24 protein-coding genes and 1 pseudogene are annotated in these 23,757 nt (G+C 68.3%); 14 read left to right on the top strand and 11 right to left on the bottom strand.

Features of this window, described 5'->3' with window-relative positions; genetic code table 11:
* Positions 1-3: 3 nt before the first annotated feature.
* The 3 genes from J7528_RS20955 to J7528_RS20965 form a co-directional block, all read right to left on the bottom strand.
* Positions 4-348 (bottom strand): peptidase inhibitor I78, encoded by a 345-nt coding sequence (locus tag J7528_RS20955; RefSeq protein ID WP_291878509.1) that lies wholly within the window; start codon positions 346-348, stop codon positions 4-6.
* Complete coding sequence (locus J7528_RS20960; RefSeq protein ID WP_291878511.1) at positions 345-806, bottom strand: DNA polymerase III subunit chi; 462 nt, start codon at positions 804-806, stop codon at positions 345-347. The genes J7528_RS20955 and J7528_RS20960 overlap by 4 nt, the downstream gene beginning before the upstream one ends.
* A 121-nt stretch (positions 807-927) precedes the next feature.
* Positions 928-2,409 carry a leucyl aminopeptidase gene (locus tag J7528_RS20965; RefSeq protein ID WP_291878513.1) on the bottom strand — a complete coding sequence of 494 codons (1,482 nt, stop codon included), beginning with the start codon at positions 2,407-2,409 and terminating at the stop codon, positions 928-930.
* Positions 2,410-2,623: 214 nt separating this feature from the next.
* On the opposite strand from J7528_RS20965, the gene lptF reads away from it, so the two are divergent.
* The 8 genes from lptF (at position 2,624) to J7528_RS21005 (ending at position 12,073) form a co-directional block, all read left to right on the top strand.
* On the top strand, positions 2,624-3,763 hold the full coding sequence (gene lptF / locus J7528_RS20970) for an LPS export ABC transporter permease LptF (RefSeq protein ID WP_291878516.1): 1,140 nt from the start codon (positions 2,624-2,626) through the stop codon (positions 3,761-3,763).
* Positions 3,760-4,866, top strand: a complete 1,107-nt coding sequence (gene lptG, locus J7528_RS20975) for an LPS export ABC transporter permease LptG (protein WP_291878582.1) — start codon at positions 3,760-3,762, stop codon at positions 4,864-4,866. Before lptF ends, lptG begins: the two co-directional genes overlap by 4 nt.
* Positions 4,859-7,273 (top strand): LPS-assembly protein LptD, encoded by a 2,415-nt coding sequence (locus tag J7528_RS20980; RefSeq protein WP_291878518.1) that lies wholly within the window; start codon positions 4,859-4,861, stop codon positions 7,271-7,273. The genes lptG and J7528_RS20980 overlap by 8 nt, the downstream gene beginning before the upstream one ends.
* Positions 7,274-7,442: 169 nt before the next feature.
* A complete protein-coding gene (locus tag J7528_RS20985; RefSeq protein WP_291878520.1) occupies positions 7,443-8,807 on the top strand; it encodes a peptidylprolyl isomerase in 1,365 nt (454 codons plus the stop codon).
* A 9-nt stretch (positions 8,808-8,816) separates the two neighbouring features.
* On the top strand, positions 8,817-9,815 hold the full coding sequence (gene pdxA, locus J7528_RS20990; protein WP_291878523.1) for a 4-hydroxythreonine-4-phosphate dehydrogenase PdxA: 999 nt from the start codon (positions 8,817-8,819) through the stop codon (positions 9,813-9,815).
* Positions 9,816-9,827: 12 nt separating this feature from the next.
* Positions 9,828-10,649 (top strand): 16S rRNA (adenine(1518)-N(6)/adenine(1519)-N(6))-dimethyltransferase RsmA, encoded by an 822-nt coding sequence (rsmA, locus tag J7528_RS20995; RefSeq protein WP_291878525.1) that lies wholly within the window; start codon positions 9,828-9,830, stop codon positions 10,647-10,649.
* Positions 10,649-11,098, top strand: coding sequence for a GNAT family N-acetyltransferase (locus J7528_RS21000; protein WP_291878529.1), 450 nt, complete (start codon positions 10,649-10,651; stop codon positions 11,096-11,098). Before rsmA ends, J7528_RS21000 begins: the two co-directional genes overlap by 1 nt.
* 84 nt (positions 11,099-11,182) lie before the next feature.
* The gene (locus J7528_RS21005; RefSeq protein WP_291878532.1) at positions 11,183-12,073 is read left to right on the top strand and encodes a retropepsin-like aspartic protease; all 891 of its coding nucleotides are present in this window, start codon (positions 11,183-11,185) and stop codon (positions 12,071-12,073) included.
* Here the strand turns inward: J7528_RS21005 and J7528_RS21010 are convergent.
* On the bottom strand, positions 12,048-12,470 hold the full coding sequence (locus J7528_RS21010) for a MerR family DNA-binding protein (RefSeq protein ID WP_291878534.1): 423 nt from the start codon (positions 12,468-12,470) through the stop codon (positions 12,048-12,050). The two genes, J7528_RS21005 and J7528_RS21010, sit on opposite strands and share 26 nt — an antisense overlap.
* A 66-nt stretch (positions 12,471-12,536) precedes the next feature.
* On the opposite strand from J7528_RS21010, the pseudogene J7528_RS21015 reads away from it, so the two are divergent.
* The 4 genes and pseudogenes from J7528_RS21015 to J7528_RS21025 form a co-directional block, all read left to right on the top strand.
* A pseudogene (locus tag J7528_RS21015) lies at positions 12,537-12,716 on the top strand (glutaredoxin domain-containing protein); the annotation flags it as partial.
* Positions 12,717-12,785: 69 nt separating this feature from the next.
* Entirely contained in the window at positions 12,786-13,268 is a 483-nt protein-coding gene (locus J7528_RS25615) for a MauE/DoxX family redox-associated membrane protein (protein ID WP_363270323.1), read from the top strand.
* Positions 13,269-13,339: 71 nt separating this feature from the next.
* The gene (locus tag J7528_RS21020; protein WP_291878536.1) at positions 13,340-14,992 is read left to right on the top strand and encodes an HWE histidine kinase domain-containing protein; all 1,653 of its coding nucleotides are present in this window, start codon (positions 13,340-13,342) and stop codon (positions 14,990-14,992) included.
* Between the two features lie 301 nt (positions 14,993-15,293).
* Complete coding sequence (locus tag J7528_RS21025; protein ID WP_291878538.1) at positions 15,294-15,551, top strand: GlsB/YeaQ/YmgE family stress response membrane protein; 258 nt, start codon at positions 15,294-15,296, stop codon at positions 15,549-15,551.
* A 146-nt stretch (positions 15,552-15,697) separates the two neighbouring features.
* Here the strand turns inward: J7528_RS21025 and gmk are convergent, their stop codons facing one another.
* From gmk to fabD, 7 genes are all read right to left on the bottom strand, one after another.
* The gene (gene gmk / locus J7528_RS21030) at positions 15,698-16,339 is read right to left on the bottom strand and encodes a guanylate kinase (RefSeq protein WP_291878539.1); all 642 of its coding nucleotides are present in this window, start codon (positions 16,337-16,339) and stop codon (positions 15,698-15,700) included.
* Positions 16,332-17,213: a YicC/YloC family endoribonuclease gene (locus J7528_RS21035; protein WP_291878540.1), complete on the bottom strand. Its 882-nt coding sequence runs from the start codon at positions 17,211-17,213 to the stop codon at positions 16,332-16,334. Before J7528_RS21035 ends, gmk begins: the two co-directional genes overlap by 8 nt.
* A gap of 4 nt (positions 17,214-17,217) precedes the next feature.
* The gene (gene mltG / locus J7528_RS21040) at positions 17,218-18,318 is read right to left on the bottom strand and encodes an endolytic transglycosylase MltG (protein ID WP_291878542.1); all 1,101 of its coding nucleotides are present in this window, start codon (positions 18,316-18,318) and stop codon (positions 17,218-17,220) included.
* Positions 18,315-19,595, bottom strand: coding sequence for a beta-ketoacyl-ACP synthase II (fabF, locus tag J7528_RS21045; RefSeq protein ID WP_291878544.1), 1,281 nt, complete (start codon positions 19,593-19,595; stop codon positions 18,315-18,317). Before fabF ends, mltG begins: the two co-directional genes overlap by 4 nt.
* Positions 19,596-19,762: 167 nt before the next feature.
* On the bottom strand, positions 19,763-19,999 hold the full coding sequence (locus tag J7528_RS21050) for an acyl carrier protein (protein ID WP_004615098.1): 237 nt from the start codon (positions 19,997-19,999) through the stop codon (positions 19,763-19,765).
* Between the two features lie 136 nt (positions 20,000-20,135).
* Positions 20,136-20,876, bottom strand: coding sequence for a 3-oxoacyl-[acyl-carrier-protein] reductase (gene fabG / locus J7528_RS21055; RefSeq protein WP_291878546.1), 741 nt, complete (start codon positions 20,874-20,876; stop codon positions 20,136-20,138).
* Positions 20,877-20,896: 20 nt separating this feature from the next.
* The gene (gene fabD, locus J7528_RS21060) at positions 20,897-21,841 is read right to left on the bottom strand and encodes an ACP S-malonyltransferase (RefSeq protein ID WP_291878548.1); all 945 of its coding nucleotides are present in this window, start codon (positions 21,839-21,841) and stop codon (positions 20,897-20,899) included.
* 180 nt (positions 21,842-22,021) lie between these two features.
* Between fabD and J7528_RS21065 the strand changes: the two genes are divergently transcribed.
* Both J7528_RS21065 and J7528_RS21070 read left to right on the top strand, forming a co-directional pair.
* Positions 22,022-22,552, top strand: coding sequence for a peroxiredoxin (locus J7528_RS21065; protein ID WP_291878551.1), 531 nt, complete (start codon positions 22,022-22,024; stop codon positions 22,550-22,552).
* Between the two features lie 68 nt (positions 22,553-22,620).
* Complete coding sequence (locus J7528_RS21070) at positions 22,621-23,733, top strand: AraC family transcriptional regulator (protein WP_291878553.1); 1,113 nt, start codon at positions 22,621-22,623, stop codon at positions 23,731-23,733.
* Positions 23,734-23,757 lie beyond the last annotated feature (24 nt).

The raw sequence follows: 23,757 nt of genomic DNA on the forward strand, positions 1-23,757 counted from the left end.
TCCTTAGCCGCATTTGACTTCCTGGACGACGCCGGTATCGGCGTTGAACAGGATGTTCAGTCGATCCGCGCGGTAATCCATGGTCACCGGGCATGTCGTGCAGGCCACCCGCCAGCGCGAAGGATCGACCGGGGCCGGCAGGCTGGTGCGCGGCTTGCCGACAAAGGCTTGCGCGTCCTTCAGGCCGCACTGGTCCTTCTCGGCCTGGGCGACCGGAGGCTTGGCCGGCAGGGCGATGGCCGGCGGCGCGGTGGGGGTCGTGGGCGGCGGAGGCGGCGCCGGCTCTGGCGCGCTGGAGCACGAGGCCAGAACCAGACCCAGGATCGCTGCCGACAGGACGCGCTTCATGCCTGCTTCTCCCAACCGCGTTCGGCGCCCTGGCGCCAGTAGGACACCGGATGCCCGGCCTTCTTGAACACGGACCAGCGTCCGCGCGCCTGCGACAGAGCCTGCTCATCCCTGCCATCGAACAGCAGGATGCAGCGCGAAACCCCTGAAAGATCTCCAGGTTCTGCCCCATCGATCAGGAACAAAGCGTCGCCGGCATTGGGGTTCCCGTCCTCGCCGGTCAGCAGGACGGGCTGCCGCTCGGCCATCGGTTCGGAGGCCATGCCATGCGGCAGGAAGCTGTCCTCACGGAAGGTCCACAGGTGCTGGTCCAGCGCCTCCAGCCGGCCAGGATCGCCCCCGCGAACCAGGGCCTTCCAGCCCCGGCCCAGGGTCTTTTCCAGCAGCTCGGGCAGCACCGCCTCGAGCGGCGAGCGCTCCAGGTGGTAGAACCAGACCTCGCAGGGTTCAGCGGTCATCAAAATTCCCTGTCATCCCGGGCGAAGCGTAGCGAAGACCCGGGACCGCGGAAAGCGCGGCGCTTGGGGCGGTCCCGGCTCGGCGCGCTGCGCGCTGGGCCGGGATGACAGCTCTTGCGGATCAGCCTTCGTAGGCGTCGGCGACGAGGCGGTTGAGCAGACGCACGCCGTAGCCGGCCGCGCCGTCCGGCGCGGTCGGGTCGGCCGAGGGCTTCTTCCAGGCCACCGAAGCGATGTCGAGGTGCGCCCACGGCACGCCGTTGACGAACTTCTGCAGGAACAGGCCGGCGGTGATCGAACCGGCCGGCCGACCGCCGATGTTCTTCATGTCGGCGATCGGGCTTTCGATCTGCTTCTCGTAGGCGGCCGGCAGCGGCAGGCGCCACAGCGGCTCGCGCTCGGCCTTGCCGGCGCTGAGAATTTTCTCCGACAAGCCATCGTTATTGCTGAACAAACCGGCGTAGTCATGACCCAGCGAGATGATAATCGCGCCGGTCAGGGTGGCCAGGTTGATCATGAACTGCGGCTTGAAGCGGTCCTGGCAGTACCAGAGGGCGTCAGCCAGCACGAGGCGGCCTTCGGCGTCGGTGTTGATGACCTCGATGGTCTGGCCCGACATCGAGGTGACCACGTCGCCCGGACGCTGGGCGTTGCCGTCGGGCATGTTCTCCACCAGGCCCAGAATGCCGATGGCGTTGACCTTGGCCTTGCGGCCAGCCAGGGCGTGCATGACGCCGGTCACGGCGGCCGCGCCGCCCATGTCCCACTTCATGTCTTCCATGCCGTCGGCCGGCTTGAGGCTGATGCCGCCGGTGTCGAAGGTCACGCCCTTGCCGACGAAGGCGATCGGCTGGGCCGACTTATCGGCGCCGCCCAGCCACTTCATGATCACCAGCTGGCTCTCGCGGCGGCTGCCCTGCCCCACGCCCAGCAGGCTGCCCATGCCCAGCTCCGCCATCTGGGCCTCGCCCAGGATCTCGACTTCCAGGCCCAGGCTTTCCAGGCTCTTGGCGCGGGCGGCGAACTCTTCCGGATGCAGAATGTTGGCCGGCTCGGAGACCAGGTCGCGACTGAAAATGATGGCGTCGGCCAGGGCCGAGAGCGGCTCATAGGCCTTCTGGGCCTTGACCGGATCGGCGGCGGCGACCTTGACCACCTGGATCGAGGGCTTCTTCTCGGCCTTCTCGGTGGTGCGGTACTTGTCGAAGCGATAGGCGGCCAGGCGCGCGCCAAAGGCGGCGCGGGCGGCGCTCTCGGCGTCGGCGCCCAGCTTCAAAACCAGCTCGGTGACGCCCGTGGTCTTCACGGCCTGATAGGCCGAGGCGGCGGCGGTCTCGACCGCTTCCGGCTCGACCGCGCCCGAGCCATCGACGCCGACCAGCACCAGGCGAGCGGCTTCCAGGCCGTGCGGGGCGACAACGTCCAGGGTCTGGCCCTTGGCGCCGGTGAAGCGGCCGCCGGCGATGGCGCGCGCCAGGGCGCCGCCGGTGGCCTCGTTGGCCGCCTTGGCTTCCGGCGAAAGGGCCGCGCCTTCATGGGCCAGGACCGCGAGGGCGGCCGTGGCGCCGGCCTGGGTGTCGACGGGGACGAACTCGATACGCATGCCGCGCTCCTGCATCTGGGCGACTTATAAACGGCTCTGCCGCTTGGTCTGAACTAGGCGGCATAGTCCAATGCCGCGCCTTAGAAAAGGCTCCGTTCACCCCCACTCGACAAGGTCAAGTTAGGTCCCTGGTTGTGCCGACGCGAAGCCCCCGTGTAGAACGACCCATCTTCGGGGTTCGTCCCACGAATCCATCCGCCCCGAACGTCTCTTCATGCGCCTCATAGAACGGTATCTTTTCCGCCAGTTGCTGGGTCCGACGCTGCTGGCGACGGCGGCCCTGGTGGCGCTTGCCCTGCTGGCGCGCAGCCTGTCGGAGTTCGACGTGCTGGTGGAGCAGCGCCAGAGCGCGCTGGTGTTCTTCAAGATCATCGTGCTGGCCCTGCCCCAGCTGTTCAGCATCATGATGCCGCTGGCCCTGTTCGTGGCCGCGCTGGTGGCGCTGAATCGTCTGCACACCGAGCAGGAGATCGTCGTCTGCTTCGCCGGCGGCATGAGTCGCTGGAGCGTCATCTCGCCGGCCATGCGCCTGGCGGTGTTCGCGGCGCTGATCTCGCTGATCTCGGGCCTGTGGCTGCAGCCGTGGAGCGCCCGCCAGATCCGCGAGACGGCCTTCGAGATCAAGACCGACGTCGCCTCGACCCTGGTCCAGCCGGGCCAGTTCACCGAACCGGGTCCGGGCCTGACGGTCTATGCCCAGTCGATCGACCGCGACAACAAGATCCAGAACCTGTTCATTCACCAGGAACTGCCCAACGGCGCGGCCTCGACCTATTCGTCGCGCGAGGCCGAGATCGCCACGCGCAAGGGCCAGCCGGTGCTGATCATGCGCCATGGCAGCAACCAACAATTCTCGCGCCAGGGCGTGCTGCAGTACACCTCGTTCGACGAGTACACCTTCGACCTGTCCAGCCTGTTCAAGACCGATGAGCTGCTGCACTACAAGATCGCCGACCGCTATCCGCACGAGCTGTTCTTCCCGGACATGACCCAGGAGTGGGAGCAGCGGAACAAGGGCAAGATGCTGGCCGAGGGCCACTCGCGCTTCGCCGGCCCGCTCTACAACATCGCCCTGATGACCATGGCCCTGGCGGCCGTGCTGGGCGGCTCGTTCAGCCGCATGGGTTATGGCAAGCGCATCGCCGCCGTCGGCGCCGCGGCCGGCATCGTGCGCATCGTCGGCTTCGGCGTGCAGGCAGCCTGCGAGGACAGCGCCTGGCTGAACGTCCTGCAGTACATGGTGCCCCTGGCGGCCATGTGGTGGGGCATGGCGCAGATCTTCCGCCAGAAGGTCACCAGCCGCCGCAAGGCCAAGCGGGCCCAGACGCGCCCGGCGCTCTCGGGAGCCGCCTGATGCTGACCATGGGCATGCTGGAACGCTACGTCCTCAAGCGCACCATGAGCGCGCTGATCGGCGCCCTGGCGGTGCTGGGCGCGATGGTGATGCTGATCGCCTTCGTCGACATCGCCCGTAATGTGGGGACGCGGGCGGACGCGACCTTCTTCCAGCTGCTGTACCTGACCGTGCTGCAGGCCCCGGCGACGATCCTGATCCTGGCCCCGTTCGTGTTCCTGTTCGGCACGATGTGGGCGTTCGTCGAGCTGAACCGGCGCAGCGAGCTGATCGCCATGCGCGCGGCGGGCGTCTCGGCCTGGCGGTTCATCATGCCCGCGGCCTCCTCGTCGTTCGTGATCGGCCTCTTGACCATCACCCTGCTGAACCCGCTGACGACCGCCATGACGGCCAAGTACGAGAGCGAGCGCGACGCCGTGATGAACGGCTACCTCAAGGAAGCGCCCAAGGGCACCTGGCTGCGCCAGGGCGACGACAAGACCCAGATCGTCATCCGCGCCCGAGCCCGCGAAACGGTCGACGGCTCGGTGCGCCTGAAGGGCGTGTCGCTGTTCGTCTACGCCCTGAACAACAAGGGCGTCATGGACTTCACCCGCCGGATCGAGGCCAACGAGGCGCGGCTGGAGCCGGGCTTCTGGCGCCTGACCGGCGTGCGCGAGGCCACGCCCGGCGCCGGGGCCATCCGCTCGGACAGCCTGTCGATCCCGTCGAACCTCGACGACCGCACGGCCTCGGAGCGCTTCAACACCCCGTCGGCGGTGGCGCTGTGGCGCCTGCCGGCCACCATCCAGCGCACCGAGGACGCCGGCTTCTCGGCCGCGCCGTTCAAGCTGCGCCTGCAGCAGGACCTGGCCACGCCGCTGCTGTTCGCCGCCATGTCGGTGCTGGCCGCGGCCTTCTCGCTGCGCCTGATGCGACTGGGCGGCCTGGCCGCTCTGGCCGGCTCGGGCGTGGCCCTGGGCTTCGGGTTCTTTTTCTTCAACGAGCTGTGCAGCACATTGGGCAAGGCCGACGTTCTGGCCCCGTTCATGGCCGCATGGACGCCGCCGACCGTCGCGCTTTTGGCGGGCTTCACTTTGCTTTGCTATACGGAAGATGGGTGAGTCATTGTTTGCAGGGATGACCATGACTGAAACGCGCGTCAGCGCCGCGTCCGTCTGCCGGAAGCTGCTCCTCAGCGGCGCGGCGTGGATGGCGTTCGCCTGCGCGGCCCACGCCCAGCAGAGCTTCGTCGCCATTCCCCCGACCCCGGTGGTCCCGGCCGCGCCGTCCGACGGCCTGGGCGACGAGGGCTACTACCTGGAGTCGGACCTGCTGATCCGGGACGACAAGAACCAGATCATGACGGCCCAAGGGGCGGTGCAGGCGCGCTACCAGGGCCGCACCCTGCGCGCCGACCAGGTGATCTATGACGCCAAGACCGGCTCGGTCACCGCCGACGGCCACGTGCAGCTGCTCAATCCCGATGGCACGGCCGAGTTCGCCGACCACATGGAAGTCGACAAGGACTTCAAGGCCGGCTTCGCCCAGAACTTCGCCGCGCGCCTGGACCAGAACATCAAGGTGGCCTCGGTCACGGCCGTGCGCCGCAACCAGAACATCCAGGAACTGAACAAGGCGATCTACACGCCCTGCGAGGTCTGCGCCGAGAAGCCCCGCCCGACCTGGTCGGTCTCGGCCGACAAGATCGTGCAGGATAAGCAAAAGCAGCTGATCTACTACAAGAACGCCGTCATCCACCTGTGGGGCGCGCCGATCCTGTACATGCCGCTGTTCTGGCACCCCGATCCGTCGGCCAAGCGCAGCTCGGGCTTCCTGGCGCCCAAGATCGACTTCTCCAAGGGCCGGGGCATCTCGTACAACCAGCCCTACCTGTACGTGATCTCGCCCTCGTCGGACATCATCCTGTCCCCGCAGATCAACACGGACGTCAATCCGTTCCTGAACGTGAACTACCGCAAGCGCTTCTATTCGGGCGTGCTCGAGGCGCGCGGCGGCTTCACCTACGACAAGGATTTCGACATCCGGGGCGATCGCTTCGGCAAGGCGACCTTCCGCAGCTACATCCTGGCGAACGGCAAGTTCGACATCGACAGCAAGTGGAAGTGGGGCTTCTCGGCCGAACGCGTCTCGGACGCCCTGCTGTTCGACAAGTACAAGGTCAACGACGTCTACCAGCAGCGTGGCCTGTTCACGAGCGACGACCATCGCCTGGTCTCGCAGCTGTACGCCACGCGCCAGGACACCCGCTCGTGGTTCTCGGTCTCGGCCGTCTCGGTCCAGGGCCTGCGCGTCGTCGGCACCACGACGGCCGGCACGGCCAACGCCTTCGAGAACAGCGGCGCCTTCCCGCTGATCGGCCCGCTGGTCGAGGCCCGCTGGGAGCCCGACAGCCCCGTGCTGGGCGGCCGCCTGCGCCTGCAGGGCACCGGCGTCATGCTGAACCGGTCGGAGTCGCAGTACGGGGAAGCCCCCTACTACCTGCCCACCTACAAGGGCCAGAACGGCGTCGACTCCAGCCGCGCCAGCTTCAAGGCCGACTGGCGCACCAGCACGATCGTCGGCAACGGCCTGAAGATCTCGCCGTTCGCCCAGGCCCGCGGCGACGCCTATTCGATCAAGACCTATGTCTCGCCGGCCGCGGCCGCGCTGGGCGACGAGGACAAGGACACCTACACCCGCGCCCTGGGCGTGGGCGGCGTCGACTTCAGCCTGCCCTTCTTCAAGCCGCTGAAGAACGGCGGCAACATCGTGCTGGAGCCCCTGGCCCAGGTGGCCGCCGGCTCGGACAGCTCGCGCGTGCCGACCGTCGTCGCCCGCAACGGGACGACGACCTACCTCTACAACGAAGACAGCGCGACGCTGGAGTTCGACGAGACCAACCTGTTCCAGGCCAACAAGTCTCCCGGCTTCGACCTCTATGAGGGCGGCCAGCGCCTGAACGTCGGCGGCCGCGCCACCTACAGCCTGCCCAACGGCACGGGCGGCAGCGTGCTGGTCGGTCGCAGCTTCCGCTCGGAATTCGATCCGCTGCTGCCGGCGCGCACGGGCCTGCAAAGCAAATCGTCGGACTGGATCGTGGCCGCCACGGTCACGCCGGTGCGCGGCATCACCGGCTTCGTCCGCACGCGACTCGACGCCCAGACGCAAGAGATCCACCGGATCGAAACGGGCGTGGACGCCTACACCAAGCGCGGCTGGGGCTCGATCCGCTACCTGAAGGACGAGATCGACTCGAACGGCGCGCGCCAGGAAAGCTTCGAAGCCCGCGGCGAAGTCAAGCTGACCAAGAAATTCTCGCTGACCACCTTCGGCCAGCGCGACATGGTGCAGGACGTGTGGCGTCGTCGCGACGTCGGCGTGGCCTATCAGGACGACTGCATTCGCATCGACGTGATCTACCAACAGGAAGATCGCTACGCTTCGACGGCGACCGGTCTGCGGCTGCAGCCTGACCGTACGATCGTGTTCCGCCTAACGCTCGCCACATTAGGTGATACAGGGTACTGAGTGACCGCGCCTGGGGGGCGTGCGGGGCGAACCCGCATGTCAGGCAGGCGTGTCTTGGGGGCGACGGCCGAAAGGAAATCGCCAACCGGCGATCGCCGCCCCTGAAAACATGATAATCGACCGCGCTTCCGCAAGGGGGCGGACCCGGTCTAGAGGAACGACACTATCCATGCGGTCTGCGCGTAGCGTGACGACTTTCGCGGCCGGCGCCGCGTCCATTCTCGCCCTGACCGTGGCGAGCCTTGGCCTGCCCGCCTTCGCTCGGATCCAGGAGGCCGCGCCGCCTCAGGTCGACGCCCCGCCGGCCGCCGCCGCGCAGGCCCCGGCCGCGCCCCAGCCGCTGCAGGAAAGCGTCGCCGCCGTCATCAATGACGAAATCGTCTCCAGCTACGACCTGATGCAGCGCATGCGCCTGCTGATGGCGACGTCGGGCATGCAGCCGACCCAGGAGAACCTGCCGCAGATCGAGCAGGAAGCCCTGCGCTCGCTGGTCGACGAGCACCTGCAGATGCAGGAGCTGCGCCGCGTCGAGAAGCAGCAGAAGATCACGATCATCTCGACCGACAAGGAAGTCGACGAGCAGATCGCCGACATCGCCCAGTCCAACAAGATGAGCGCCGAGCAGCTGCAGCAATCGCTGGTGCAGCAGGGCATCGGCCTGGACACCTGGCGCGCCCAGCTGCGCGCTGATTCGAGCTGGCAGTCGTGGATCCAAGGCCGCTACGGCTCGCGCCTGCGCATCGGCGAAGACCAGATCAAGGCCTATCAGCGCCGCCTGGCCGAGTCGGCCGCCAAGCCGCAGTACCAGATCAGCGAAGTCTTCCTGGACGCCAGCCGCGTCGGCGGCATGGAAGTCGCCATGAACGGCGCCGGCCAGCTGATTGGCCAGATGCAGCAGGGCGCGCCGTTCGCGGCCGTCGCCCGCCAGTTCTCCGGCTCGGCCACCGCGGCCAACGGCGGCGACGTGGGTTGGGTCAGCCAGGGCGAGATGCCGACCGAGGTCGACGCCGCGCTGGAACAGCTGCGCCCCGGCCAGCTGTCCAAGCCCATCCAGGTCAAGGACGGCGTCTACATCATCTATCTGCGTGACAAGCGCGCCGGCTCCAAGACCGCGATCGTCGACCTCAAGCAGGTCGCCGCCCCGCTGGCCGCCGACGCCAACCAGGCCCAGATCGACGCGGCCACCAAGCTGCTGATCGACCTGAAGCCCAAGATCACCAGCTGCGAGACGCTGGAAAGCGCCGCTGGCAAGGTTGACGGCTTGGTCGCCGGCGACCTGGGCGAAGCCGAGATCACCGACCTGGCGCCCGCCTTCCAGGACGCGGCCAACAAGCTGGACGTCGGCCAGGTCTCGGATCCGATCCGCACCGACGCCGGCATGCACCTGATCGCCGTCTGCGGTAAGCGCCAGGGCGGCGCCAATGCGCCGAACCACGACCAGATCGAGAACCGCCTGCGCGGTCAGCAACTGGCCCTGATCGCCAAGCGCTACCTGCGCGACCTGCGCAACCAGGCCACCATCGAGACCCGATAGGCCAATCCGGTGGTGAAGCCTCTCGCCCTCAGCGCCGGTGATCCCGCCGGCGTCGGCGCGGAGATCATCGCCAAGGCTTGGGCTACGCTGCGCCACGAGGGCCCGTCCTTCGTGGTGGTCGGCGACGCCCAGCTGCTGGCCTCGGCCGGCGGCGGGGTGAAGGTCCGGGTCGTGACCCGACCGCAGGACGTGGCGGCGGTCTTTCCCGACGCCCTGCCGGTCATCGACATCCCCCTGCTCTCCCCGGTCGTCGCGGGCCAGCCGTCGCCGGCCTATGCGCCGCAGGTGATCCGCTGGATCGAGACGGGCGTGGGCCTCGCCCTGTCGGGCGCTGTCTCAGGCCTGGTCACCGCCCCAATCGCCAAGGCCCCGCTGTACGAGGCCGGTTTCAAGTTCCCCGGCCACACCGAGTTCCTGGCCGAACTGACCGCCGCCGAGCGTTTCGAAGGCGCGCGCGGGCCGGTGATGATGCTGGCCGCCGCCGACCTGCGCGCCACGCTCGTCACCATCCACACGTCGATCGCCAAGGTTCCTGCCGCCCTGGACGTCGAGAGCATCGTCAACAGCGGCCTCGTCACCGCCCAGGCGTTGCGCCGCGACTTCGGCATTGCTCAGCCACGCCTGGCCATCGCCGCCCTCAATCCGCACGCCGGCGAAGGCGGGGCGCTGGGTCGCGAAGAGATCGAGATCATTGCCCCAGCCGTCCGCGCCTTGCAGGACCTGGGGGTCGACTGCTTCGGCCCCGCGCCGGCCGACACCCTGTTCCATCCCGAAGCCCGCGTCCGCTACGACGGGGTGCTGTGCATGTACCACGACCAGGCCCTGATCCCGGTCAAGATGCTGGACTTCTGGGGTGGGGTGAACATCACCCTGGGCCTGCCGATCGTGCGCACCTCGCCCGACCACGGTACCGGCTTCGACATCGCTGGACGCGGCATCGCTCGTCCCGATAGCCTGATCGCCGCCATCAAGCTGGCGGCCGACATCGCCGCCCGTCGCGGCGCCTGAGAAAGACCTGAGATGAGCCTGGCCGACCTGCCGCCCCTGCGCGAGGCCCTGGAGCGCCACGACCTGATGGCGCGCAAGAGCTTTGGCCAGCACTTCCTGCTGGACCTGAACATCACGCGCAAGATCGCCCGCCTGGCCGAGGTCCATGAGGGCGACACGGTGGTCGAGGTCGGTCCCGGCCCTGGCGGCCTGACCCGCGCCCTGCTCGAGACCGGCGCCCGCGTCGTGGCCATCGAGAAGGACAGCCGCTTCCTGCCGCTGCTGGCCGAGCTGTCGGAAGCCGCCGACGGCCGCCTGGAACTGGTCGAGGGCGACGCCCTGAAGGTCGACGGCGCCAAGGCCGCCGGCGACGTCCCGGCGCACGTGGTCTCCAACCTCCCTTACAACGTCGGCACCCAGCTGCTGATCAATTGGCTGACCGGCCCCTTCAAGCCGCTGTCGATGACCCTGATGTTCCAGAAGGAAGTCGCCGACCGCATCGTCGCCACGACCGACGACGACGCCTACGGGCGCCTGGCCGTGATCTCGCAGGTGCTATGCGACGCCAAGACGGTCATGGACCTGCCGGCCAAGGCCTTCACCCCGCCGCCCAAGGTCGCCTCGGCCGTGGTGCGCCTGGTCCCCAAGGCCGATCCGCCGCCCGCCGACATCATCGCCGCCCTGGAACGCGTCACCGCCGCCGCCTTCGGCCAGCGCCGCAAGATGCTGCGCTCGAGCCTCAAGGCCCTGGGCGGCGGCGAGCTATGCGAAAAGGCCGGCATCAGCCCCGACGCCCGGGCCGAGGTCATCGACCTGGCGGGCTTCCTGGCGCTGGCGCGAGCGACGCTCGGCTGATGTCGAACCGCTACGGCCTGTCCGTCAGAGGCGCCCAGCTCGGCGACGCGGACGGCTTGGCGGAGCTGCTGTCGAAGGCCGGCGTGATCGTGGCCAAGGATCGGCTGGCGCAGCGCCTGACCGTCATGCTGGACCAGCCCGGCGCCCTGCTCATCGCCGATGAATGGGGGCCGCCCTCGGGCGTCATCGCGGTGCATTGGCATGCCGTGCTGACGGCCGATCCGAAGGTGGGCGCGATCTCCACCCTGCTGGTCGATCCGGAGCGGCGGCGGAACGGCATCGCCCGCCTGTTGCTGAAGTCCGCCGCCCAGGCCGCGCGATCGGCGGGATGCGGCGAACTGCTCGTGGAGGCCCCCGGGGCGGCGGATGATCTACGCGCCTTCTGCCTGGCCACAGGCTTCGAGCAGAGCGGCGAGACCTTCGCCCGCGCGCTGCGCAAGCGCGCCTAAGGCGTGCGAGCCAAGCTTCAGCTTAGGTTCATCTAGGTCCAGCCTACCCTCCGGTTGAGCTTGTCGCTCGACGGGGAGAAAGCCATGGCCGTTCGCCTGATTCTGGGCTGCGTGATGCTGTTCTTGGCCGCTTTCGCGGTGATGGCGGGCGAGCGCGGCGTCGTCCCGTCGGCCTTCGCCACGGACGGCTCGCACCACGTCTACGTCCGGGTGTCGATCAATGACGCCAAGCCGGTCTGGATGCTGCTCGACACCGGCACCTCGCCCTCGACCATCGATCGCGACTATGCCCGTTCGATCGGGCTGACGCCGGCGCGCGAGCGGAACATCGGCAAGGGCGTCGGTGGGGGCGCCATCCCCATCGCCAAGGTCCCAGCCGTCCAACTGAGGATCGGCGCGACCCGACGCGACAAGGTCGCCTTCGAGGCCATGCAGTTCAGGTTCACGGCGCCGGACGGCGAGACCGCCGTCGGGGTGATCGGTCGCAGCGCCCTCACCGGCCGCACCCTGGTCCTGGACTATCCGGCCCGCGAGGTGCGGCTGACCGAGGACAGCGGCCTGGCCGCCTGCCGCTGCGGCGCGCCGATCAAACTGCCCTACGGCATACCGTCCGTGCAGGCGACGCTGGGTGGCCGCGCGGTCGACACGATCATCGACAGCGGCGGATCCTACGACGTGCTGGTCACGCCGCCGGGGGCGCGCCGCCTGGGTCTGGTCGAGGCGATGAACGCGGGACAGGCCTCGACCGGCCACGGCTATGGCGGCGGCGCCCCGATCCGTTCGGGTCCGGGCCCCGCCTTGAAGGTCGGCGGCCAGGAAAAGCCCGCCACCGCGATCACCTATCTCGCCCTGCCCATCAAGATCGATGCCGCGCTGGGGACCTGGTTCCTCAAGGATTACCGAACCACGATCGACTACCGCGCCCGCCGGGTGCTGTTCGAGCCCGCGCCTAGCCCGCCTCGAACGCCTCGATGATGGGGCACGGCCCGGTGTCGGACGCCGCGCAGGCATGCGCCAGCTTCGCCAGCGAGGCCCGCGCGGCCTGAAGCTCGGCGATCTTCTCGTCCAGGGCCGTGATGCGCTCGGCCGCCAGCGCCCGGGCCCGCGTACGGTCCTGGCCAGCGTCGAGTTCCAATAGCTCGCCGATCTGCTCGAGGGTGAAGCCGGCCGCCTGCGCCTGGCGGATGAACTTCAGCCGTCGCACATCCTCGTCGCCGTAGCGCCGGATCCCGCCCGAGATCGCCGAACCACCGGACTTGTCGGGCGTTCGAAGCAGTCCGCGACGCTGGTAGTAGCGCACCGTCTCCACGCCGACGCCGCCCTCGCGGGCCAGGGTTGCGATCGTGCCGGCCATCTCTTGACTCCGTACCATGGTACGGAACCTACATGGGACGGGTCCGATCGCACGCCAAGGAGAAATGCGATGAGCCCGAAGAAGACCGCCACGCTCTACCGCATGGTCATGCCCGAGCACGTCTGCCCCTATGGCCTCAAGGCGCTGCACCTGCTGAAGTCCAAGGGCTATGTGGTCGAGGACCATTGGCTAAGGACGCGCGCCGAGACCGACGCCTTCAAGGCCGAGCATGGGGTCAAGACGACGCCCCAGGCCTTCATCGATGGCCAGCGGATCGGCGGCTACGACGACCTGCGCAAGCATTTCGGCGACAAGGTTCGCGATCCCAAGACCCTGACCTATACACCGGTGCTGGCCGTCTTCGCCGTGGCCGCCCTGATGGCCCTGGCGGCCTCGCAGGCGGCCTTCCACGCGCCCCTGACGGTCCAGACCGCCGAGTGGTTCGTGGCCTTCTCCATGAGCCTCTTGGCCATGCTGAAGCTGCGCGACGTCGAGACCTTCTCGACCATGTTCCTGAACTACGACCTGCTGGCCCGCCGCTGGGTCCCGTACGGCTACATCTATCCGTTCGCCGAACTGGCCGCCGGCGTGCTGATGGCGGCCGGCGTCCTGACCTGGTTCGCCGCGCCCCTGGGCCTCTTCATCGGCGGCATCGGCGCGGTGTCGGTGTTCAAGGCGGTCTATGTCGACAAGCGCGACCTCAAATGCGCCTGCGTGGGCGGCGACAGCAACGTGCCGCTGGGTTTCGTGTCTTTGACCGAGAACCTTTTCATGGTCGCCATGGGCCTGTGGATGTTGGCCCGCCCACACGCGTAACCCCTTGCGTGAAAGGCTATTGACGCTAAGCCTGCCCCCCTCCAGCCTACCGTGGGCTGAGCGGGGCGAACGTGACCACCACTAGTGCGGCGAAGGCGCCCTCGACGGTCGCCCGACGCCTTCTTTTCATGGCCTTAACCCTGGCCGCCCCGGCGATCCTGCTGATGGGCGCGCTGGTGGCCATGCAATACAACGAAGGCCAGCGGCGGTTTTCGACGCAGCTGGTCGCCATGACGCGCGCCCTGTCCCTGGCCACCGACCGGCAGATCGGCCAGGGCCAGAGCGTGCTGCAAGGCCTGGCCGTTTCTCCCGCCCTGGCCGAAGGCGACCTGGCGACCTTCGAGAAACAGGCGCGCGAAGCCGTGAAGGGTCGCGAAGGCTGGATCGTGCTGATGACCATGGATCGTCAGCTGATCAACACCCGCATCCCGCCGGGCGCGCCGACTCCGATCGCGCCCGTCACGCCCCAGTCCTGGGCCGAGATGACCACGGGCAAGTCGAACGTCAGCAACCTGATTCCGCGCCACGGGCTGCCCCCGCTGATCGGCACCAACGTGCCGGTGCTGGTCAAAGGCAAGCTGCTCGTCTTGGCCTACATGCAGAATCCGGCCGCCTTCCACGCCCTGATGACCGGCCAGGCCTTCCCCGACACCTGGACCGCCAGCATCGTCGACCGCAACGCCGCCCTGGTGGCCCGCTCGCGCGACCAGGACAAGATGCTGGGCAAGCACGCCAGCACCGATATGCAGAAGGCCATGGCCCGCGCCAATGACGGCGTCGTGCGCACCCACACCCTGGACGGCGTCCAGACCCTGTCGGCGTTCAGCCGCTCACCCACCTATGGCTGGACGTTCATCGTTGGCGTGCCACGCGAGGAGCTGAACCGCGCCGTCATGACCTCGCTGGGCCCCGCCGTCGCCGGCGCCGCGCTGCTGATCGCCCTGGGGGTCACCGCCGCCCTGGCCTTCGCCCGCCCCATCTCGCGCGACGTGCGTGGCCTGGTCGCCGAGGCCGAGGCCCTGGCCGCCGGCTGGCCGCTGGACCCCGCCCCCTCGCACCTGCAGGAGATCGCCGAGGTGCGCGGCTCGCTGCAGGCCGCCGCCGACATCCTGCGCGCCCGCGAGGAAGAGGCCCAGGAAGCGGCCGACCGCCAGCAGCTGATGATCAACGAGCTGAACCATCGGGTGAAGAACACCCTGGTGGTCGTCCAGTCCCTGGCCCGCCACAGCCTGCGGGAAGGCGGCCCCCAGGGCCTGGCCCAGTTCAACGATCGCATCTACGCCCTGGCGCAGGCCCACGACCTCTTGACCCGCCGCAGCTGGGAAGGCGCGGACCTCGGCGAGCTGCTGGCCGAGGCGTTGCAGCCCTACTCCACCCAGGTGCGCCTGGACGGTCCGCCCGTGCCCCTGGCCCCCAACGCCGCCGTGGCCCTGGCGATGATCTTCCACGAGCTGGCGACCAACGCCTCCAAGTACGGGGCCCTGTCCCAGGAGACCGGACGCGTCACCGTCGACTGGCGCCTGGACGGCCGCACCAAGCTGATCGTCGAGTGGAAGGAGCGCGGCGGTCCGGCCGTGGCGCCGCCCACCCGCACGGGCTTTGGCTCGCGCCTGATCGCCTCCAGCCTGAAGGGCGACCTGGCCGGCGCGGCCGACTTCGACTACGCGCCCGAGGGCCTGACCTGCACCCTGGCGCTGCTGGCCCCGTCGCGCGGCGCCGCCTAACCGGGCGAAGGCAAGACCGATCGTCGCAGCGCCCCCTTGTCGCCTTGGCTGCGCCACGAAGCATCTGCAATAGCTTCCCCACGTCGTAGGGGATTTGCGTGATGGATCTGACTTTCCTGATCGGAGCCGTTCTGGGCTCGGGCCTGTTCATCGCGTTCGGCCGTCCGCCGGCCGAGAAGCTGATCGCCTATGTCCAGGAGCGCATGCGCGGCGAATAGTCGGCGCGGGAACTAACTGGACCATCCAAGACTTGATTGGGCAAGGCCGCGCAGGGCGGCCCATCGCTCATGGAGTCCCTACGATGTCCATTCTCGCCTGGCTTCTTCTGGGCCTGATCGCCGGCTTCATCGCCAGCAAGCTCGTCAACCGCTCTGGCAGCGGCGTGCTGCTGGATATCGTGCTCGGCATCGTCGGCGCGTTCGTCGGCGGCTGGCTGTTCAACCAGTTCGGCAACAGCGGCGTGTCGGGTTTCAACCTCTACAGCCTGCTGGTGGCCACCATCGGCGCCGTCGTCATCCTGGCGCTGTACCACCTGATCTTCGGCCGTCGCGCGCTCTAAGCGCCGCGGATGGTGGGGCTGCTTACACCGAGCACCCCACTCACCGATCATCCCCGCGAAAGCGGGGATCCAAGCCGAGTTGGACCTTGCGAGTTCTGACGGTCAGCTTGGGTCCCCGCTTTCGCGGGGATAATCGGATTGGGGTACTAGATCTCTTCCTTCAGAAGATCGCCCACCAGGTTGCCGATCCACGGGTTACGCGCCCGCTTCAGGCGTTCGGCATGGTAGATGTGGGCCAGATCCGCATAGGCGCGGTCGAAATCATCATTGAGAATGACGTAGTCGAACTGCTCCCACGCGGCGACCTCGTCCTTGGCGCGCGACAGACGGCGGTGGATCACCTCTTCGCTGTCCTGGCTGCGCGCGTGCAGGCGGCGGCTCATCTCGGCCAGGGACGGCGGCAGGATGTAGACCAGCACGCTGTCCTGCTGAGCCTGAGCGTGCACCTTCATGGCCCCCTGGAAGTCGATGTCGAACAGCGCGCTCTCGCCCCGTTCCAGCGCCGCCATGATCGGCGGCTTGGGGCTGCCGTAGAAGTTTCCGTAGACCTCGGCCCACTCGAGGAAGGCGTTCTGGTCGATCATCGACTGGAACTCGTCGCGGGTCGTGAAGTGGTAGTCGCGGCCGTGATGCTCGCCCGGACGCGGCTCACGCGTCGTGTAGCTGATCGACAGGTGCAGGTCGTTGTGGTCGGCCACCAGGCGGCGGGTCAGCGAGGTCTTGCCGACGCCCGAGGGGGCGACGACCATCAGCAGAAGACCGCGATGGGGATGATGGGGCTTATTCAACGTTCTGGACCTGCTCGCGGAACTGCTCGATCACGGCCTTCAGTTCCAGACCGATCGCGGTCAGGGCGGTCAGGGCCGATTTCGAGCAGAGGGTATTGGATTCTCGCATGAATTCCTGGGAGAGGAAGTCGAGCCGGCGGCCCGACGCGCCCTCGCCCGACAGCAGACCGCGCGCGGCCACCACGTGGCTGGCCAGGCGGTCCAGCTCTTCGCGGACGTCGGCCTTCACGGCCTGGGCGGCGGCTTCCTGGACGATGCGTTCTTCGCTGGCGGCCTCGCCGACCAGTTCAGCCATGCGGCGGGCGAAGCGCTCCTTCAGCACGGCCGGCTGGCCAGAGGCCTCGCGTTCGGCGTCGGCGGTCAGCGCCTCGATGCGGTCGACCAGGCCGTTCAGGACGGGGTCGAGCGCCGCGCCCTCCTCCAGCCTGGCGGTCTTCAGGCCATCCAGCGCCTGGGCGATCGACGCGGCCATGGCGGCCTCGACGGCGGCGCGGGTCTCGGCGTCGTCCTCGTCCTCGCGCGCCTCGATGACGCCCTTCAAGGCCAGCAGGCCGTCCAGGGTGGGCTTGGCGACCATGCCGGTGGCGACATAGGGGTCGCCGGCCCGCAGATAGCGCTCCAGGGTCGCGACATTGACCTGGGTCTCACCCGAGGTCTCCGCGCGCTTGGCCTGGACGTTGACGGTCAGCTGGCCACGCTGGAAGCGGCCCTGCGAGCCCTCGCGGGCAGCGCGTTCCAAGCTCTCGAAGCCTGGCGGGCCACGGAAGCGGGTCTCGAGGTTGCGGCCGTTGACGCTGCGCGCCTCGACCGCCCAGGTCCAGGCCCCGTGAGCGCCCTCGACCCGGGCGAAGCCCGTCATCCCCGAGATCGGCATGGCCCTAGTTCCCCGCCGCCGGCTTGGCCGGCACGACGGGAACGCTGTCGTCACCGGCGCGGCTGCGCTCGATCTGGCGCCACTTGGCGACATTGGCGTTGTGCTGCTCCAGGGTCGAGGCGAACACGTGGCCGCCCGTGCCGTCGGCGACGAAATAGAGGTCGTTGGTCTTGGCCGGGTTCAGGGCCGCCGACAGGGCCGCGCGGCCCGGATTGGCGATCGGCGTCGGCGGCAGGCCGGTGATCTTGTAAGTGTTGTACGGCGTGAACGCGTCCAGCTCCGACCGGCGCAGGCCACGGCCCAGCGGACGACCGCGGGTAATGCCGTAGATCACGGTCGGATCGGTATCCAGGCGCATGCCGGTGCGCAGGCGGTTGACGAACACGGCCGCCACCTGCGGACGCTCGCCCTTCACGCCCGTCTCCTTCTCGACGATCGAGGCCATGATCACGGCCTCTTCCTTCGACTGGTACGGCAGGCCTTCCTGGCGGTTGGCCCACAGCTTGTTCAGCAGGTCGTCGCGGTCATCCATCATGCGCTTGAGCACGGCGGCGCGGTCTTCGCCGCGCTGGACCTCGTAGGTCTCGGGCAGGATGGCGCCCTCCGGCGGGGTCGCGGCGCTGCCGACCAGCACGTCCGAGGCGTTGAGGATGTCCATGACCATCTCCGAGGTGCGGCCCTCGGGAATGGTGATCCAATGGCGCACGATGCGGCCGTGGCGGATGGCGTCCAGCACCTGGGCCATCGAGGCGCGGTCGGCGAACTCGTACTCGCCGGCCTTCAGGGTGCGCGCCGCGCCCGTCAGCTTGGCGGCGGTCATGAAGATCGACTCCGACCGGATCACCCCGCCCTGCTCCAGGCTGGAGGCGATCTCGGGCAGGCTGGCGCCCTTGCGAAGGATGACGGTCGTCTTGTCGCCGGCCTTCGCGGCGGGACCTGGACCGTTATAGACGAAGGCCGCGCCCAGGATGGCGACCATCCCGATGACGACCAGGGTCGTAAAGGCGCCGAACAGGGCGCGGATCAGCCGTCGCCCCACCGAGGCGGTTTCCCGGCGGCCGGAGCGCGCGGGCGCTTTGCGGGGGGGCGACGGCTTCTTGCTCACGAGACCTTCTTGAACACGACGGTGGCGTTGGTGCCGCCGAAGCCGAAGCTGTTGGACACGGCCACGTCGATCTTCATCGGCACGGCCTTGTTCGGCGCCAGGTTCATGGCGACGTTCACGTCCGGATTGTCGAGGTTGATCGTCGGCGGGGCGATCTGGTCGCGGATCGCCAAGATCGAGAAGATCCCCTCGATCGCGCCAGCGGCGCCAAGCAGGTGGCCGGTCATCGACTTGGTCGAGGACATGACGACGTTCTTGGCGTGATCGCCCAGGAAGCGCTCGACGGCGCCGGCTTCCAGGCCATCGGCCATGGTCGAGGTGCCGTGGGCGTTGACGTAGTCGATGTCCGAGGGCTTCAGGCCCGCGTCCTTCATCGCCGCCGCCAGGGCGCGGCCGCCGCCTTCGCCGTCTTCCGACGGGGCGGTGATGTGGTGGGCGTCGCCCGACAGGCCGTAACCCACCACTTCGGCGTAGATCTTGGCGCCGCGCGCCTTGGCGTGCTCGTACTCTTCCAGGACCAGGGCGCCGGCGCCCTCGCCCATCACGAAGCCGTCGCGGTCCTTGTCATACGGACGCGAGGCCTTTTCCGGGGTGTCGTTCCAGTCGGTCGAGACAGCGCGGCAGGCGATGAAGCCGGCGATGCCGACCTTGCAGACGGCCGCTTCGGCGCCGCCGGCCACCATCACGTCGGCGTCGCCGTACTTGATCAGGCGCATGGCGTCGCCGATGGCGTGGGCGCCGGTGGCGCAGGCCGTGACGACCGCGTGGTTCGGGCCCTTGAAGCCGTACTTGATCGAGACCTGACCCGAGATCAGGTTGATCAGGGCCGAAGAGATGAAGAACGGGCTGACGCGGCGCGGGCCCTTCTCTTCCAGCTCGATGGCGGTGTCGGCGATCGTCGACAGGCCGCCGATGCCCGAGCCAAGGATGACGCCCGTGCGCCACTTGTCCTCGTCGGTCTCCGGAACCCAACCCGAATCCTTGATGGCTTCGTCCGCGGCGGCGATGCCGTACAGAATGAAGTCGTCCACGCGCTTCTGGTCGCGCGGGCTCATGGTCTGGTCGGGGTCGAAGCTGCCTTCAACGTCCGGGCCGCCGCCGCCGCGTCCATCGACGCGCGGAACCTCGCAGGCGACCTTGCAGGCATAGTCGGTCGGATCGAAGGCCGTGATGCGGTTGGCGCCGGACTTGCCGGCCAGAATGTTCTTCCAGGTGACGTCAACGCCGTGGCCCAGAGGGGTCAGCAGGCCGATACCCGTGACAACGACTCTACGCATGGATCACTCCCAAACCTTCGATGCGGGACGCGGGATGTGGGGAGGACCCCGGCTCCACGCCACTCGCGAATCTTGGCCTCAAACGAAAACCGCCGCGCGCACGATGGCAAGAGCCCGTGCGACGCGGCGGAAATGGTCAGGTTCGACTAGCGAACTCGACGCCTAACTTAGGCGGTCTTTTCCGTGATGAACTTCACGGCGTCGCCAACCGTCTGGATGTGCTCGGCGGCGTCGTCCGGGATTTCGATGTCGAACTCTTCTTCGAACGCCATCACCAGCTCGACGTTGTCGAGGCTGTCGGCGCCCAGGTCGTCGATGAAGGAAGCCTTCTCGGTGACCTTCTCGGGATCGGCATCCAGGTGTTCGATGACGATCTTACGCACGCGCTCGAGAATGTCGGACATTCTGTTTAGTCCCTCGTTTGAAATTTCGGCCCATGAACAGCGAAGCCAAACCACGCTATTCGCAGGAATTGTCGGGCACCGCCTATCACGTTCCTTTTCGGCTTGCTAGCGGCAGACCGAGTAAGGAACAGCGGTTTTAGATCATGGCCATGCCGCCGTTGACGTGCAAGGTCTGGCCGGTGACGTAGCCTGCCTGATCGCTAGCCAGGAAAACGCACGCCGCGGCGATATCGCTCCCCTCGCCTAGCTTGCCGGCGGGAATCGTCGACAGGATGCCGGCCTTCTGGGTGTCGTTCAGGGCGTCGGTCATCGGGCTGGCGATGAAGCCGGGCGCCACGCAGTTGACCGTCACGCCACGGCTGGCCAGTTCCTGGGCCAGGGCCTTGGAAAAACCAATCATGCCGGCCTTGGAGGCCGCATAGTTGGTCTGGCCGGGGTTGCCGGTCACGCCCACCACCGAGGTGATGCCGATGATGCGGCCGGCGCGGCGCTTCATCATGCCCTTGGCGGCCGCGCGGGCCAGGCGGAAATAGCCTTCCAGGTTCACCTTGATGACGGTGTCCCAGTCCTCGTCCTTCATGCGGACGATCAGGCCGTCGCGGGTGACGCCGGCATTGGCGATGACGATGTCCAGCGGCGCGCCGGCGGCTTCCTCGGCCTTGGCGACCAGGCCGTCGACGGCTTCGCTGTCCGAGAGATTCGCGGCCACGAACGAGACGCGCTCGCCGAACTGGGCGGCCAGCTCCTGGAGAGCCGATTCGCGGGTGCCCGAGAGGACGACATGGGCGCCTTGCGCATGCAGGGCCTTGGCGATGGCGCCGCCGATGCCGCCCGTGGCGCCGGTGACGAGAGCGGTCTTGCCGGTCAGATCGAACATGTGATCGGTCTTCCTTCGAGTTAGAGCGAGGCCGCGAAGGCTTCGAGATCAGCAGGCGTGTTCAGCGGGGTCGCCTCGGCGTCCGGGGCGATGCGCTTGGCCATGCCCGACAGCACCTTGCCGGCGCCGGCTTCGGCGAAACGCGTGACGCCGCCGTCCGTGGCCAGCCAGGTCATGCTCTCGCGCCAGCGGACGCGGCCGGTGACCTGCTCGACCAGCAGCTTACGGATGACGTCCGGGTCGTGGACCGGCGCGGCGGTGATGTTGGCAACCAGCGGCGTGCGCGGGGCGATGATGGTCGTGCGGCCCAGGGCCTCGGCCATCTCGTCGGCGGCAGGCTGCATCAGCGGGCAGTGGAACGGGGCCGAGACGTTCAGCGGAATGGCCCGCGCGCCCAGCTCCTTGGCCTTCTCGATGGCCTTGTCGACCGCGGCCTTGGCGCCCGAGATCACGACATTGCCGTTGTTGTTGTCGTTGGCCACCACGCAGACACCGACTTCCGAGCCCGCCAGGGCGGCGGCTTCGGCCAGGGCCAGATCGGTCTTGGGGCCGATCAGCGAGGCCATGGCGCCCTCGCCCACCGGCACGGCGCGCTGCATGGCCTGGCCGCGCAGCTTCAGGAGGCGCGCGGTGTCGGCCAGGCTGATGGCGCCGGCGGCGGCCAGGGCCGAATATTCACCCAGGCTGTGACCGGCGACGAAGGCGGCCTTGTCGATCCCGACGCCGAATTCCTTCTCCAGCGTATGGGTCACGGCCAGCGAGACGGCCATCAGGGCCGGCTGGGCGTTCTCGGTCAGGGTCAGGTCGCCTTCGGGACCTTCCTTCATCAAGGCGAAGAGCTTCTGGCCCAGGGCGTCGTCGACTTCCTGGAAGACCTCGCGAGCGCTAGCGAAGGCCTCGGCCAGGTCGACGCCCATGCCGGCCGACTGACTGCCTTGTCCCGGGAAAATGAAGGCGATGCTCATGATGGCCCGCTCCGTCTTTTGTAGATTCAAGGCCGGGAGGGTTAGGGGAAAGCCCCCTCCCCGGCAAGTGCGACGGCGTTGGAGCCCCTAGACCTCAAGCTGTCTTGCAATCCGCACCGTGAAGTTCAAATTGCCACCGCCCCGGCTGCGGAGCCGCCGCCGGACGTTTGGAGCCTCCCCATGAAACGCCTGATCGCCGGCCTCGGCGCCGTCGCCCTGCTGACCGCTTCCCCCGCCCTGGCCGCCCTAAAGGTCGGCGACAAGGCGCCCGACTTCGACGCCAAGGCCGCCCTGGCCGGCAAGGACTTCGACTTCAAGCTGTCCAAGGCCCTGAAGAAGGGCCCGGTGGTGCTGTACTTCTTCCCCGCCGCCTACACCGCCGGCTGCACCGCCGAGGCCCACGAGTTCGCCGAGGCCACGCCCGAGTTCGAGAAGCTGGGCGCCACGGTGATCGGCGTCACGGCCGGCAATGTCGACCGCATCAAGGACTTCTCCAAGGAGCACTGCCGCGACAAGTTCGCGGTCGCCGCCGCTGATGGCGCCCTGGTCAAGAAGTACGACGTGGTGCTGTCGCAGAAGCCAGAGTGGTCGAACCGCACCTCGTACGTGATCGCCCCGAACGGCAAGATCCTGATGAGCTACACCGACGGCAACTTCGCTGGCCACGTCACCCAGACGATGGACGCGGTGAAGGCCTACAAGAAGAAGTAAGCGAGCCTTTTGCGGTTCCGGCCAGTCGCGCGAGTTGAGGCTCGCGCGCGCTGGCGCAGGATGGGCGCATGACTGACCCCGCCCAACTCGAACTCGCCCTCCGGGCCGTCGCCATCGGCGCCTTCGCCGCCACCGGCGTGTCTCTGGCCGCCAGCCGAGCGATGACGGCGGCGCGCTGGATCGGCGTGCTGGTCATGGCCTGCGCGATCTCGCACGCGATCGAGACCCAGCTCTACTATTCCGAACATCGCCACTTCAGCGTCGCGACCTGGATGCTGAGCGCGATGGCGGCGGCCGTCTTCTGGCTGTTCTGCGCCGTGCTGTTCGAGGACGAGGCGAAGATCCCGCCCTGGCGCTTCGCCATCCCCGCCGGCGTGTTCGTCCAATGGCTAGGCGGGGCCTTCCTGCCCGACATCCCTCCTCGCGCGGCCATCTGGTGGCTGTTCGCCGCCACCTCCATCGTGATCCATGTCCATATTCTGGTCATGGCCTGGCGCGGCTGGCGCAGCGATCTGGTCGAGCGCCGCCGGCGCCTGCGCGCGCCCATGGCCGTGGCCGCCGCGGGCTACATGTTCATCCAGACCCTCTGCGACTTCGGCTTCCGGCACGGCCCCGTCCTGCCCAGCCTGATCCAGGCCCTGGCCCTGGCGGCCCTCGGCGTCGGCTCGGCCCTGGCCCTTCTGCGCGCCGAGCCGGTGCTGGTTCAAGCCGCGCCCGTCGCCGGCGAAGCCCCGACGCCCAAGCCCGTCGAGAGCCTGGACCTGACCCCCGCCGACCGCCTGGTCCTCGCCCGTCTGGACAAGGCCATGAACGAGAACGAGGTGTGGCGTGGCGAGGACCTGTCGATCGGAACCCTGGCCGCCCTGGTCGGCGCGCCCGAGCACCGCCTGCGCAAGCTGATCAACGGCACGCTGGGTCATCGCAACTTCGCCGACTACGTCAACGGCCGGCGGATCGAGGCGGCCAGGGTCGCGCTCTCCGATCCCGAACAGGCGCTGAAGTCGGTCTCGACCATCGCCTACGAACTGGGCTTCGCCTCACTGGGGCCGTTCAACCGCGCCTTCCGCGCCGCCACCGGCGTCACCCCGACCGCCTGGCGCCAGGACGCCACGCCCTCACACCCGCATCTGCGGCTGGTCGAAACCCGCGAAGGCGCGCCGAAAGGCGACAAGCGGGCCTGATTTCGCGATCGGCGAGACGCCTTC

Origin of the sequence: Caulobacter sp., from assembly GCF_017744445.1 — a bacterium.
Taxonomy (GTDB): domain Bacteria; phylum Pseudomonadota; class Alphaproteobacteria; order Caulobacterales; family Caulobacteraceae; genus Caulobacter.